Annotated in this window: 14 protein-coding genes; 9 read left to right on the top strand and 5 right to left on the bottom strand. The window is 35.8% G+C overall.

Going from position 1 to position 14531, the window contains the following annotated elements; all coding sequences use genetic code 11:
* Window positions 1-108 precede the first annotated feature (108 nt).
* Window positions 109-2064, top strand: coding sequence for a murein transglycosylase (gene sltY, locus A9G47_RS08605; RefSeq protein ID WP_065642702.1), 1956 nt, complete (start codon window positions 109-111; stop codon window positions 2062-2064).
* 11 nt (window positions 2065-2075) lie between these two features.
* The gene (gene trpR / locus A9G47_RS08600; protein ID WP_218057077.1) at window positions 2076-2366 is read left to right on the top strand and encodes a trp operon repressor; all 291 of its coding nucleotides are present in this window, start codon (window positions 2076-2078) and stop codon (window positions 2364-2366) included.
* 58 nt (window positions 2367-2424) lie between these two features.
* On the opposite strand, the gene robA is transcribed toward trpR, so the two are convergent.
* The 3 genes from robA to A9G47_RS08585 all read right to left on the bottom strand — a co-directional run bounded on the left by robA (window position 2425) and on the right by A9G47_RS08585 (window position 4608).
* Window positions 2425-3342, bottom strand: coding sequence for an MDR efflux pump AcrAB transcriptional activator RobA (robA, locus tag A9G47_RS08595; RefSeq protein ID WP_065567168.1), 918 nt, complete (start codon window positions 3340-3342; stop codon window positions 2425-2427).
* 96 nt (window positions 3343-3438) lie between these two features.
* Window positions 3439-4014 carry a Fe-S biogenesis protein NfuA gene (gene nfuA / locus A9G47_RS08590; RefSeq protein ID WP_065579554.1) on the bottom strand — a complete coding sequence of 192 codons (576 nt, stop codon included), beginning with the start codon at window positions 4012-4014 and terminating at the stop codon, window positions 3439-3441.
* A gap of 105 nt (window positions 4015-4119) precedes the next feature.
* The gene (locus tag A9G47_RS08585) at window positions 4120-4608 is read right to left on the bottom strand and encodes a phosphoribosyltransferase family protein (protein ID WP_176700685.1); all 489 of its coding nucleotides are present in this window, start codon (window positions 4606-4608) and stop codon (window positions 4120-4122) included.
* 477 nt (window positions 4609-5085) lie between these two features.
* Here A9G47_RS08585 and A9G47_RS08580 point away from each other — a divergent pair, with 477 nt between their 5' ends.
* Entirely contained in the window at window positions 5086-5637 is a 552-nt protein-coding gene (locus tag A9G47_RS08580; RefSeq protein ID WP_255307135.1) for a peptidylprolyl isomerase, read from the top strand.
* Window positions 5638-5710: 73 nt separating this feature from the next.
* Here A9G47_RS08580 and pepB read toward each other — a convergent pair whose 3' ends face one another.
* Window positions 5711-7009, bottom strand: coding sequence for an aminopeptidase PepB (pepB, locus tag A9G47_RS08575; protein WP_065642701.1), 1299 nt, complete (start codon window positions 7007-7009; stop codon window positions 5711-5713).
* 83 nt (window positions 7010-7092) lie between these two features.
* Between pepB and A9G47_RS08570 the strand changes: the two genes are divergently transcribed.
* Window positions 7093-7866: a tyrosine-protein phosphatase gene (locus tag A9G47_RS08570; RefSeq protein WP_065642700.1), complete on the top strand. Its 774-nt coding sequence runs from the start codon at window positions 7093-7095 to the stop codon at window positions 7864-7866.
* A gap of 61 nt (window positions 7867-7927) precedes the next feature.
* Window positions 7928-8842, top strand: a complete 915-nt coding sequence (locus A9G47_RS08565) for a restriction endonuclease (protein ID WP_065642699.1) — start codon at window positions 7928-7930, stop codon at window positions 8840-8842.
* 439 nt (window positions 8843-9281) lie between these two features.
* Here A9G47_RS08565 and A9G47_RS08560 read toward each other — a convergent pair whose 3' ends face one another.
* The gene (locus tag A9G47_RS08560) at window positions 9282-9899 is read right to left on the bottom strand and encodes a 4'-phosphopantetheinyl transferase family protein (RefSeq protein ID WP_065642698.1); all 618 of its coding nucleotides are present in this window, start codon (window positions 9897-9899) and stop codon (window positions 9282-9284) included.
* Window positions 9900-9997: 98 nt separating this feature from the next.
* On the opposite strand from A9G47_RS08560, the gene metC reads away from it, so the two are divergent.
* From metC to A9G47_RS08540, 4 genes are all read left to right on the top strand, one after another.
* The gene (metC, locus tag A9G47_RS08555) at window positions 9998-11215 is read left to right on the top strand and encodes a cystathionine beta-lyase (protein ID WP_065642697.1); all 1218 of its coding nucleotides are present in this window, start codon (window positions 9998-10000) and stop codon (window positions 11213-11215) included.
* A 31-nt stretch (window positions 11216-11246) separates the two neighbouring features.
* Entirely contained in the window at window positions 11247-12563 is a 1317-nt protein-coding gene (tilS, locus tag A9G47_RS08550; RefSeq protein WP_176700684.1) for a tRNA lysidine(34) synthetase TilS, read from the top strand.
* Between the two features lie 151 nt (window positions 12564-12714).
* Window positions 12715-13026, top strand: a complete 312-nt coding sequence (locus A9G47_RS08545; protein WP_065642696.1) for a hypothetical protein — start codon at window positions 12715-12717, stop codon at window positions 13024-13026.
* 39 nt (window positions 13027-13065) lie between these two features.
* Complete coding sequence (locus tag A9G47_RS08540) at window positions 13066-14466, top strand: FAD-binding oxidoreductase (protein WP_065642695.1); 1401 nt, start codon at window positions 13066-13068, stop codon at window positions 14464-14466.
* Window positions 14467-14531: the final 65 nt, after the last annotated feature.

Here is a 14531-nt window from a genome sequence, read left to right as displayed (position 1 = left end):
AAGTATTTAGTTGAGTATTTTAGTAGGAATTAAGCCGTTAGTTGATTATCGACGAATCGTAACAGAATATGCTAATCTAACGAACTAAATTAATATAGGAGTTAAGGGATGAAATTAGTATTACGTTATTTTTTGATAATATGCCTACTTTGTACATGTAGTATTTACACAGGTAGTGTTTACGCAGACAGGTCGCAAAAGGAGCAACGAGAACATTATCAAAAATGGCTTAATTCCTATCAATCGCTTAATTTTGAAGACCAACAAATATTGCTTTCTAGCATAAAAAATTATCCATTATATCCTTATGCTGCTGTACAGTTTTTTCAAAAAAATATCAAATTGGTTTCACCTGAAATGGTAAGTGACTTTGTTAACCAATATAAGGACTTTCCATTAACAGACTCACTAATACAATCTTATCTAACAGAACTAAGTTCTCGTCAAGACTGGAATTCAATCGTTTCTTTTCCAAAAGATAATTCTATTCTCTCTAATTGTCGCTATCAGTATGCATTACTACAACAAGGAAATAACCAAGCTACCTTTAGTACTACCGAATCATTTTGGAAGACTGGCAAAGAGCTTCCTTCTGCATGTGATCCATTAATCAACGCTTGGACTCAAGCAGGTAAACGAACAGCTAATTTAATACTATTACGCATTGAACTTGCTATTGAAGCAAATAATTTAAAATTGGCCAAATATTTAACGAACCTACTTGATGACAACAACAAAACAACTAAAATCAATTTACTCGCTGTACTTGATAATCCCAAAAAGTTAGAGGATTTTTCAAAAAATATTAAAGCTAGCACCTTCACTAAAAAAGTAGTCTTAGCATCATTCCCTCGCTTAGTAAAAACTGATATGAATTTAGCTGCATTGTTATTGCCAAAATTAGTTAAACAGCAGGCGTTAACTGAAATAGAGCAAGCTGAATTACAAAAGAGTTTAGCCAACAGCTACTTTAAAGATTCCGCTACTAATGAACAAATAAAATGGCGTGATAGCTATATTACTAAATATCATGATACGGCATTGGTCGAAAAGCGTATCCGCCTTGCCATAGATACCTATAACTTTTCTGATATTGCCTATTGGCTAGCGCAATTATCACCAGAAGATCAATTAAAAGAAGAATGGCAATACTGGCAAGCTCGAGTATTACTCAATAATAAACAAACAAATGAAGCTAATAAAATTTTACAAGCGCTCACAAACAAACGTGGGTTTTATGGCATGATAAGTGCACAAACACTTAACCAACCTTATTTACTTAAAAACCAATCGCCAAAGATTACACAAGCAGAAATATCAACATTAAAAGCCAAATATGACAATCAACCTTATGTAAAAAGAATTAACGAATTACGTTATTTTGGTATGGTATCAGAATTAAGTAACGAATGGCGTTATATGTTGAATCACCAAACAAATAAAAGTGAATACTTAACATTATCTCAATATGCCTTACAAAAAGGATGGGGGGATCTTAGCATTCAAGCAACCATTGTTGGCAAGCTTTGGAATAACTGGACGGAACGTTTACCCGTTATGTATAAAGACTTATATAACAATGCATTAAAAAATAAAAGTATTCCGCTTTCTTATGCTTTAGCGATATCTCGTCAAGAAAGTGCTCTTAATAGCACCGCCAAATCGCCGGCTGGTGCTCGCGGGTTAATGCAATTAATGCCAGCGACAGCAAAAGAAACAGCTAAAAAAGTAGATACAGTGACTTATGTCTCATCGGCACAATTGTTTGATCCTAAAACCAATATAGAATTAGGCACTTCTTACCTAAATACCGTTTACCTACAAAATAGTAATAATCGTATATTATCTTCAGCAGCTTATAATGCTGGCCCTAATCGTGTAAAAAAATGGCTTAATAACAGTAATGGTAAACTTGACGCAGTCGCATTTATTGAAAGCATACCGTTTACAGAGACACGTAATTACGTAAAAAACGTATTGGTATATGATTATATTTATCAAACAATCTTAGGAAAGAAAGATGTCAATATTCTTAATCCCAATGAATTTAATCAACAATATTAATGGTGATTACAATGAAAACTAAAGAATGGAAACAAACCGTTGAACTATTACACCAAGCATTTAACGATGGTTATTCACTTGATATATTAAAGTTATTAATGACGGCTGATGAACGCGACGCTTTAATTACTCGCGTTAAAATTATACATTCATTACTTGATGGTTCAACCAATCAGCGCCAGCTCAAAGAGCAACTTAAAATTGGGATTGCAACAGTAACTAGGGGATCAAATAGCCTTAAAGAGGCAACTCCAGAATTCAAAAAATGGTTAGAAAATATTTTACTAAACTCAGATAACTAAATACATCGGTCAATATCTATCTACTGCTTTTTAGATCTTGTTATAACACATTTAGTCGCTATAAATTTGGTTGGATATTGACTTCACTTTCTGTGACAACCGGCACACAATAATCACACTCCATATGTGTAATATTCTTAATCGATTCAGTAATGTCATTATGATGATTATGATGAATTTCAATTACACAACTGGAACTGCGCAAACGTACCTTTAACGCTGGCATCGCGGCTAAATGCACTTGCGAAATAAAATCTCTAAACTCATCAGGAGCGCCAATATATTTAAAACAAAGATATAAACCACCCTCACTTACAAATTGTTCTATGTACTCAAGATTATTATTCTGATCTAAGGCAATGGTATAAAAAAGATCTCGCTCATTGTCATTATCTTTACTTTTTAAGATCTGATTAAATGCATAAATTTTATCGGGTAGATTCTGATTTTTGTGTGTACAGCGAGATAAATAATTATTAAAAAACTGCTCTCGGAGTTTAATTTCTTCATCTAGCAATCGACTTAATGTACAATTATTTTTATAGGTAATTCCCCAAAAAGTTTGTTTTGGCATATTAACAAATTTTGGCTCAGGCAATAAAAGCTGATTTTTATTTAGCTCAATAGCTGGTGTTAACCCTGTAGGATCCCAATATTCTCCTCGACGATAACTTGCTGGCGTTTCATTAAATTGTTTTTTAAAAGATCGGGTAAATGTTTGCTGAGAATCAAAACGATATTGCATTGCAATATCTAAAATAGGCTTACTTGTCATACGTAAAGCAAGCGCTGCATAAGTTAAACGGCGATGACGAATATAAGTACCAAGAACCTGACCAGTAACTTCTTTAAACATGCGTTGTAAGTGCCATTTTGAATAACCTGATTTTCGTGCAACATGATCAATAGATAATGGTTGTTCCAAATTCCTTTCAATCCAAACGATAAGATCTGAAATAATACTAACTTGATTCATAAAACCCCATCATAATGTCAAATGGCAAACATCAACCGATTATGACTTAATCCTAGCAATAAGCAAGGTCTAAGTAAAAATTATTTTCTTTCAAATTTAGCAAAAAGAATGGGCGCCAGCTTGGTGTTCTGTAATATCTCTAACACCTGCCAGTTCAGGAAACTCTGCCATTAATTGTTTCTCAATGCCTTCTTTTAAAGTGTAATCAACCATTGAGCAACCATTACAACCACCACCAAATTGCAATATAGCATAGTTATCTTCTGTCAATTCAACTAAGCTCACATGCCCACCATGGTTTGCCAATTGTGGGTTAACTTGAGCTTGAATCACATAATTAACGCGTTCAATTAATGGGGCATCATCAGCCACCTTTTTCATTTTCGAGTTTGGCGCTTTTAATGTCAATTGTGACCCTAACTCATCAGTCACATAATCAATGACAGTTTCTTCTAAAAATGGTGCACTAATATCATCGATAAAAACTGAAAAATCATTAAATTTCTCTTCTATATCGCTATCTTCTACTGTATCAGCTGGACAATATGAAACCCCACATTCTGCGCTTGGTGTGCCTGGGTTCATAACAAACACCCGAATTTGTGTTCCATCCGGTTGATTAGCAAGCAATTTTTTAAAGTGCTGTTGAGCTGATTCAGAAATAGTGATAATAGACATAACCCCTCACAGTAATGTAATTAGGTACAAATAGACCTAACATCATTTATTATAATAGTTGACTAACTTTCTTGGTTATTATAGGGATTGTTTAGGATTTTACAATACTGTACGGCACAAACAAACAACATGAACGCTTGTTGCACCACATTTTTTTAATTGTTGGCTAATGGCATTAATTGTATTACCAGTTGTGACAATATCATCAATAAGCATTACCGATTTGTGCGAGAGATCTTGGCGACACATAAAAAGTGTTTCGACATTCGTAATTCTTTCGGTAAGAGATAGATTTTTTTGATCACGTAAATTTTGCTTACGAGATAACAAATGAGGGTAAAAATCACAATTTAGCCATCTAGCAATCGGTTTTGCCAATAACTCGGCTTGATTAAAACCTCGAGACCAGTAGCGAATGTGATGTAACGGCACACAAGTCACCAAATCAGGTTTAATTAAAGCACCTGCTTCTCGTCGTTGATACCATGCCAAAAACATTAATCTTGCCAATGCAATATTTAATTCAATTTTACTGTAGAACTTAAAATGATGAACCAATTTTTTTAATGGATTAATATAATCAGACACAGCTATCAACTCATCCCAGTGCGGTTGCTTTGCCCGACATCGATAACAGATATCAGTCGATAAAGAATGCGGTAAACAGCATCGATGACAAACCTTATAAAATTTAGGTAGATTTTTAACACACTGACAACAAATGCCATGATGGAGCAAAAATAAAGGCATATCACACAAAACACATCGCATAAGATTTAATAAACTGTTTGTAAAAAATTTCAGATAATATAACGTGTTAATATAAAACGGTAGCAACCCAAAACAACAATTGGCTATAAGAGTGCCACTTTGCCTACTCGAAATTATCAAGACACATTAATACAATAGAAATATTACTTACGTTGTATACAAGAAAATACGTCTGCGAGTTACAACACAAAAAATTACCTAATTTTTCATAATAGTTATTTATAATAATCAAATATCCAGTATAATCAGCCAACTTCCACAGGATAAAGGAATTAATATATGGAAAAAATCAAAATGCTATTTATTACAGCATTACTCGCTTTATTTTCTACCGTTGCTTTAGCTGATACCAAAGTATTATTACAAACCAGCATGGGGGATATTGAACTTGAATTAGACAGCGAACACGCACCGATCACTACGAAAAACTTTCTTGATTATGTTAATAGTGGTTTTTATGAAAATCTAACTTTTCACCGAGTCATTCCTGGTTTTATGATTCAAGGTGGTGGTGCTGATGATCAACTAAAATTCAAAGACAATAACCCACCGATTAAAAATGAAGCGAATAATGGCTTAAAAAATGAGCGCGGCACAATTGCAATGGCAAGAACCAGTGATATAAACAGTGCAACTAGCCAATTTTTTATCAATGTTGTCAATAATGATTTTCTTAATTACCAATCACCAGAACAATATGGCTATGCCGTATTCGGTAAAGTAATTAAAGGGATGGACGTTGCCGATAAAATCGTCGCTGTTCCAACTAAACGTATGGGACCCCATCAAAACGTACCTGTTGAGCCTATTTATATTAAAAAAGCTGTGGTGATTGAAAGCAATTAAACATTAATACTTGCTTAATAAATAAAAAGCCACTTTTACAGTGGCTTTTTTAGCTTTCTGATAAATTTAGAGATTATTTAAGGTGACTAAGCAAATTAGCAACCGTCCTAATCCCTACTCCTGTTGCCCCTGCTGCCCATAAGGCGGTGGCGCTTTTACGGAATGTTGCTGAACAATCGATATGTAGCCAATTTTTCTGATAATTTTCAATGAAATGTGATAAAAAGGCCGCAGCGGTACTGGCTCCTGCGGTATTAGGCAATCCTGAGTTTGCCATATCGGCAAACGATGATGGGAATTGAGAACGGTGAAATTCTGCTAATGGTAATCGCCAGAATGCTTCATTTTCAATATGGCTACTAGCTAACAATTGGTTAGCAAAGTTATCATCAAATGTAAGTAATGATTGATAATCATTACCCACCGCAATTTTTGCCGCACCTGTAAGGGTTGCGCAGTCAATAATATAATGTGGTTTGTCATTATCGGCACAAATTAAACCATCAGCTAACACAAGTCGTCCTTCAGCATCGGTGTTATTAACTTCTACCGTTTTACCGTTACGGTAATGAATAATATCGCCTAATTTAAATGCATTACCGCTCACTAAATTATCGGCACAACACAAATAAAGCTTGATACGCTGATTTAACCCTCTTGCAATCGCCAAGGCTAAAGCACCCGTTACTAGTGCAGCGCCTCCCATATCAGCACGCATTGATTCCATAAAGCTACTTGGTTTTAAGCTATAGCCACCAGAATCAAAGGTAATACCTTTACCGACTAAACAAGCAACAATTGGCGCTTTAGGGTTTTTAGTCGGATTATAATCAAGTTCAAGAAAAGCGGCAGGCCTATCCGATCCCTTACCTACCGTATAGATCCCCATATAATTGTGTTCTTTTAAAGCTTCGCCTGAAATAATTCTATGATCAACATCAGACGAGTAAGTACTAATTAACTTAGCGGCTCTTACCGCTAACTCAACAGGGCTTAATGTCTCGGCTTGCTCATTAACAATATCCCGACACCAATCAATAATCTCTAAGCGATGTTCCAATTCTTGTTCGTCTTTAGTATCAAGTTTTGGCCCAATTACTTCAGCGCTTTTTTTAGCATTACGATAACCTAACCAAAAATGCCAACAAGCTTCAAGATCCCAATCTTCGCCAACTAACTTAACTGAATTGATTTCTTGGCTATCTAGCTTTCGCCCTGCACGTTGAATCATATCCAAACGACGTTCAGCTTTATAGTGAATAGTAATAGTATTATCTGAGAAGCTCAGCAGTGCGTCTTTTCCCCACTGGGTTGGAGCCTCTTGATTAGAAAGCAAAATTGATAACATTGACATAGTAAGTACCTTAATCATTTATGAAGCGGAAACAATGGATTAATTCTAATCAGAAACATGTTAATATAGCAAGTAAAGTTAAGCATAAATAAGGATTAGTCATGAATTGTATTGTACCAATAAAAAATGGAATTAATTTTCGCGATTTAGGCGGTATTAAAACAATCGATGGTCGCCAAATTCGCTCTGGCATGTTATACCGTTCAGGTGCCTTCTCACTTATTACACCAGAAGAGCAAAATTTTTTATGTGATGAATTAAATCTGCATTATATTTTGGACTATCGCGATAATGACGAAATTACACGGAATCCCGATAAATTATGGCAAAATACTCAGTATATTAATGTACCTGCTAACCCTTTAAACGATACCGTCACAGCAAGTTTAACAAGTGAAATAGGAAATAACCCATTAACGCTTAAAAAAAGCTCACCATTTGATTTTATGATTAAACTTTATCAGCTACTTCCTTTTAATAATCTTGCCTATCAAAAACTTGCATCAACGTTACTTAACGCACAAGGAAAACCATTAGTACAACATTGTGCCGTAGGTAAAGATCGCACAGGTGTTGGCGTTGCGCTAACGTTATTTGCTTTAGGCGTGAGTGAAGAAACTATCATGCAAGATTACTTATTGACTGAAGAGCTTTTATCGGATTATCGAGAAAATCTATTAAGTCAATACAAACATAAAGTAACGGCTGAAGAGTTTGAAAACCATAAAGTGATTTTTGCGGCTAAAAAAGAGTACTTAAACGCCGCCATTAACGCAATCAAACAACGTTATAACACGATTGATAATTGGCTAGAGCAGGAGTATGGATTGGATGAGAATAATAAAAAAATCCTGAGGGATAAGTATTTAATTTAAAAGATGATGTCGAATACGCATATTGAAAAATTTTTGAATATTTTATTATTAAGGAGAATAAATGGCCATTCCTGATTATCAAACATTGATGTTACCACTTTTAAAATGGTTATCTGATGGAAAACCTCACACAGCGAGAGAAACCTATAATCACTTAAGTCGGTTATTTAAATTAACCGCTGATGAGATGAGTCAGGAACTACCCAATAGCAATCAACCTATTATTGAAAATCGAATTGGCTGGGCTAAAACGTATCTTAAAAAAGCAGGGTTGATTAATAATACCCAGCGAGGTATTTGGCAAATAAGTGAACAAGGCTCAAGGTTTTTACAAACTAATCCCTCTAAGTTAACCAATCAAGAGTTATTAAATATTCCTGAATTTTTATCATTTAAACAGCTATCGCACTCATCAGAAAATCAAACCAAACAAACTGAAGTCAATACGGATGAAAATACACCAACAGAATTAATGGATTCTTCTTATCAAAAAATACGAGAAACATTAGCCGCAGAATTACTTAATTGCATTAAAGCTTGTTCACCAGCGTTCTTTGAACGTTTAGTTGTTGATGTTATGTTAGCATTGGGTTACGGTGGCTCTCGCCATGATACAGGAAAGGCAACACGTTTAACCAAAGACGGCGGGATTGATGGCATCATCCAAGAAGATAAACTAGGGTTAGATATGATCTATCTACAGGCTAAAAGGTGGGAAACAACCGTTGGACGACCTGATATACAAAAATTTGCTGGTGCGCTACAAGGCGAAAGAGCCAAAAAAGGCGTTTTTATCACGACTTCTGATTTTAGCTGTGAAGCAATCAATTACGTTAAACATTTAGATGTAAAAATCATTTTAATTAATGGTGCTAGATTAGCTGAATTAATGATTGATTACAATGTGGGCGTTTCAACGAGACAGGTTTATGAAATGAAGCAAATCGATAGCGATTACTTTGAAGATGCAGATTAAAAATCCCACTATCGTTATCTAACTTGAAATATTTTTCAAATTCTGGCGTAATATTGAAGCCTAAAATAGACACAATAAAAACTTAAATAAAATCAATATGTTTTCTGACTGATTTTTTACCATGTCGATTTATCGTTCTTTCTGACACATCATAGCCCTATATGCCTGATATCGTGCACTAAGCTTAATGCGACTAAACGTGCACCAAAATGGTTAGCGATTTTCAGTTAATGAAAGAGGGGCATGAGATAAGGCATAATCCCCCACCTATTGTTTAAGCTCTACTAAGTGTTTTGACTATAATGAGTTGTTCTATGATTGTTATTTATATCATAGAAGTGATATTTGTCCATTTTGGGGTGGCCCATCAAATAAAATTTAAGGTATAACAATGATGATATCTATTTGCCATACTAACCGCGTGGCAACGTTCTATCCTTTACGATTGCAATACCAATTGCTTAATCGGTGCATCACAATTAACAGAAAGATGAATATCACCAATTTGTTGATACTGATAATAAAAGTCCTGTCCAAATGGGGCGTTAATTAACTGGTTTTCAATATCTACTTTTACCGATCTTATTTGCCAAACGCCTTTAGCATATAATTTCAGCGCAGATTCCTTTAATGTCCAAAGTTGCCAAAAGGCGGTTAATGTATCGCTTTGTTTTAGCATCCATTGATATTCTTCATCAGCAAAAAAATTTTTGGCGACATTTACATAATTGTGACGCGGCCGAGCAACTTCGATATCAAGCCCTACCTTGCCATTTAACGATATCGCAACCGCGACCCAATCTTGGCTATGGCTGATGTTAAAATCAGGAAGATGTGGCTCTAAAAAGCAGGGACGGCGATTATCGCCAATGATCATCATCGGCAAATTAGCAATTTGACAATATTGTTTAAGTAAATTCGCTAAAATTGATCGACAAACTAAAAACTGTTTTTTCCGTGCACCATTTAATAATTGAGCATCATTAATGACTTGTGGTGACAGTAGTGAATAATTCACTTCTGCTGTATCTAAATGGGCAAGTTGGGCAATTAACATGTTGGATAAGCCAGTTTAAACAAAAATTATTTTTTACTATTTTAACAGCATGCTATGCTAACTGTTATCGAAATTTATCAGATCACTAAGGATGCGTCATGTCTTTACAAACAAAATTAGTTCATGCTGGTCGAAAAACTCGCTACACCCAAGGAGCGGTAAATTCTGTTATTCAGCGAGCTTCATCGCTGGTTTTTAACTCAATAGAAGCCAAAAAAGAAGCCACAGAAAATCGAGCAAAAGGGGCTCTATTCTATGGGCGCCGTGGCACATTAACCCATTTTGCCCTACAAGAAGCCATGACCGAAATTGAAGGCGGTGCAGGTTGCTACCTTTATCCTTGTGGGGCCGCAGCAATTGCTAATGCCATTTTAGCTTTTGTGAAAAATGGCGATCATATCCTTGTATCTGAAGCCAGTTATGAACCTACTCAAGAATTTTGTGAACATATATTAAAAGATTTTGGAGTAGAAACCGATTACTTTTCGCCACTAGTTGGGAGTGATATTATCAAATATATCAAACCCAATACTAAAGTTGTATTTTTAGAATCACCAAGCTCACTTACGATGGAAGTCCAAGATGTGCCAGCAATCGTTAAAGCCATTCGCAGTGTGAATCCTGAAATCGTCATTATGATGGACAACACTTGGGGAGCCGGCGTGTTATTCAAAGCGTTAGCGCGCGGCGTTGATATCTCAATTCAAGCTGGCACTAAATATTTAATTGGTCACTCTGACGCCATGTTAGGTACCGCGGTTGCCAACCAACGTTGTTGGGATAAGTTACGTGAACGATCTTATTTAATGGGGCAGATGTGTGATGCCGATACCGCCTATATGGCAACGCGTGGATTACGAACCCTAGCAATTAGGCTCAAGCAACATCACGAAAGCAGCTTAAAAGTGGCAAATTGGTTAGCCAATCATCCTAAAGTGGCAACCGTCAATCATCCAGCATTAGAAAGTTGCAAAGGGCATGAATTTTTTAAACGCGATTTTAGTGGTGCCTGTGGTCTATTTTCATTTGTCCTTAAAGAACATTTAAGCGATGTCCAATTATCTGATTTTTTAGATAACATGACCTACTTTTCCATGGCTTACTCATGGGGCGGATTTGAATCATTAGTTTTAGCTAATCAACCTGAAGAGCTTACCAAAATACGTCCAGTATCAGGGATTGATTTTAAAGGTACATTAATCCGATTACATATTGGTCTTGAGGATCCTGATGACTTAATTGCTGATCTTGCCGCAGGCCTAGATAGAATCGAACGACATAAAAATAAAGTGAATGCGTTACAAAGCTTGGTATAAATAAGCATAAATTAGTATAAATGGATAGCAGATGAGCCATCAAAGCCAAACACAAATCGACAGCATGGTTGAACAAACTATTTTACCACACCTAAATGGCCGGCAATCGCTACTCGTTGCCTTTAGTGGTGGCGTCGATTCGACCGTATTAATGCAAGCATTAGTCAATTTAAAGCAACAGTTACCACATTTACAACTTAGAGCAATTTATATTCATCATGGTTTAAGTGCAAACGCTGATAACTGGGCGGCACATTGTCAACAACAATGCCAAATTTGGCAAGTGCCATTAATTATTGAAAAAGTCAAACTTGATCGACAAGCAGGCAATATTGAAGAACAAGCCAGAAATGCACGCTACCAAGCCATTTATCACCATTTACATCATGATGAAACCTTGTGCACCGCACAACATCTTGATGATCAGTGCGAAACCTTTTTTTTAGCGCTAAAACGTGGCAGTGGCCCAACTGGCTTATCTGCAATGCCGATTGAAAACGGCAACCATCTTCGACCACTATTAACCATTACACGTGCACAAATTGAAGCTTATGCTAAACATCATCAGCTTAACTGGATAGAAGATGAAAGTAACCAAGATGATCACTACGACCGCAATTTTTTACGCTTAAAGGTATTACCACACCTTAACCAACGTTGGCCACATTTTTCGCAAATGGTGGCTCGTAGCGCTGAATTATGCCAGCAACAAGAAGCATTAATTAATGAATTATTATTGGCTGATTTTAAACAAGCCACAACCGAGCAAGGGCAATTGTGTTTAACACCATTATTTGGCTATTCAGAATATAAACGTAATGCCATTTTACGCATGTGGTTTCGATCGCAACAAATCAACATGCCAAGCCAACAGCAACTCACCTTAATTTGGCAAACCGTTGCTTTAGCTAAAGAAGATGCCAATCCCCAATTTATATTACATAACAAACAAATCCGTCGTTATCAAAACCAGCTTTATCTATTGCCATTATACCAAAACATTGAATCGCAAATGCTTAATTGGGATTTAACGTTGCCGTTAACACTCCCTGATAATGTGGGGCAATTACAGGTGAATTATCCCCCCCCTTTACCTTGCCGTTTACCCCATGCAGATGAGCAAGTGACCGTTCGATTTCATGCTCAAGGGCAACTACAGATTGTTAATAGAAAAGGCTCAAGAGCGATAAAAAAGCTATGGCAAGAACATCATATTCCACCTTGGATGCGAACACGAATCCCAATGGTTTACTATAATGAACAGCTGATCTGTGCGGTGGGCGTTTTTGTCACAGAACAAGGAAAAGGCACACAAATCGGTTTCAAACTCATCAATAATGGCTTATAGGTTTTATTGATAAAGTTTGATACGCAAAACAATAATATATTTAAAAGATTAGCTAAAATAATCATATTTGTTAAAACCAATATAGCTTAGTTAAATAAATAAAAGCGATTAAGGTTAATATGATTATCAGCAAATATTAGGATTTATCATCATGATGCTTCTATCTGATTATCTAAAATCTACAGATATTGAATTAATCCATAATAAGTTAAAAAAACTCGCCATGACAAGCTTAACGCACATTCTTAATAATAACTACACCGAATTAGAGCTTAATACGAAGCAAGATATCAAAACACTAACTTTTCAAGAAAGCCTAAGTGTAATTTTAACGGGAGATTATACTGAACCTGTTTTTCAAATGAGCCTAAAAATTTATAAAGATGAAATGTATCTTGGTTATTATCACTATTTGACAACATTAGACCTTACCTTTGTTGATGAATTCTTTGTAATCAGATAGAATCAATTATTTGATTATATATCAATTAGATATTAAATTATGATAAAAAAATTACATTTATTAAGCTACTGTCTTTGCCTGTTACTACCATTAAAAACGCAAGCTGTTGTTGTCAATGATGTGACAGGCATGACACCAGTACAAGTCGCGGCTATTGTTCAGCCTGAATCCACCCAACAAGTTGCTGAACTGGTTAAAAATGCCTCGGGTCCAATCAGTATAGCTGGTGGCAAATACAGCATGGGTGGACAAACTGCAATAACAGGGGCTATCCAGATAGATACCAAAAAACTTAACCATGTGATTGATTTTAATCCTGAACAAAAACTTTTAACCATTGAATCAGGTGCCAACTGGCGCCAAGTGCAAGAATTGATTGATCCTTACAACTTATCAGTGAAAATTATGCAAAGTTATGCCAATTTTAGCATTGGTGGATCACTCAGTGTTAATGTGCATGGTCGCTATATTGGGGAAGGCCCTATAATACTATCAGTAGAAAAATTCAAAATTGTACTGGCTGACGGCTCAATAGTCATCGCCAGCCCAAAAGAAAACTCAAATATATTTTATGGCGCAATTGGTGGTTATGGCGGTTTAGGAATTATTACTGAAGTCACATTGCAACTTGTTGATAATGTTAAAGTTAAGCGCATCAGCGAAGTCATGCCAATAACAAAATATTACTCGTATTTTACTCAACATATTCGTTCTGACAAAAGTGCAATATTCCACAACTCGGTAATGTATCCACCTGATTTTGAAACAGTCCGCGCCGTTACATTTAAACAAACTCAAGAGCCATTAACTATTTTAGACAGGTTAAAACCTAATACACAATACTCGCGGACTCAGGAACAAAAAATAAAAATCGTCACCTCATCAACTTTGGGCAAACAGTTGCGTAAATTATATGATGAAGTTGATTACACAAAACAACCTGTCATGTGGCGTAACTATGAAGCAAGCTACGATGTATCTAATTTAGAGCCTATTGCCAATAAAGACAAAAGTTACGCACTAGAAGAATATTTTATCCCAATAGAACGATTTGATGATTTTTACCCAGAACTCATTGCTATTTTGAAAAAACATCAAGCTAATGTCATCAATATTTCGATTCGTCATGCTAAGCCAGATAGTGGCTCGCTACTAGCATGGGCTAAAACTGAAGTGTTCGCTTTTGTTATTTATTATCAGCAAGCGACTGATGAAAACAGCAAAAAACAAGTAGGCATCTGGACTCGAGAACTAATAGACGCCGCACTAGCAAACAATGGTAGCTATTATTTACCCTATCAGTTGCATGCAACAGCTGAACAGTTTCAGCGTGCCTACCCACAAGCAGCACGTTTTTTTAAACTTAAAGCACAGTTAGACCCAAACAATAAATTCAGCAATATGATGTTAGATAAATATCACCCTAAAAAAGCTGAGTAAGCAACTGACAAAAGCAAAATAGCCTATTGCGGTATTGATGCTTAAACATAGACATAAGCTAAAAT

This window comes from Gilliamella sp. WF3-4 (genome assembly GCF_001690275.1).
Lineage (GTDB): Bacteria > Pseudomonadota > Gammaproteobacteria > Enterobacterales > Orbaceae > Gilliamella > Gilliamella apicola_C.
Note: the sequence above shows the minus strand (reverse complement) of the source record. Positions and strands in the feature narration are given on the sequence as shown.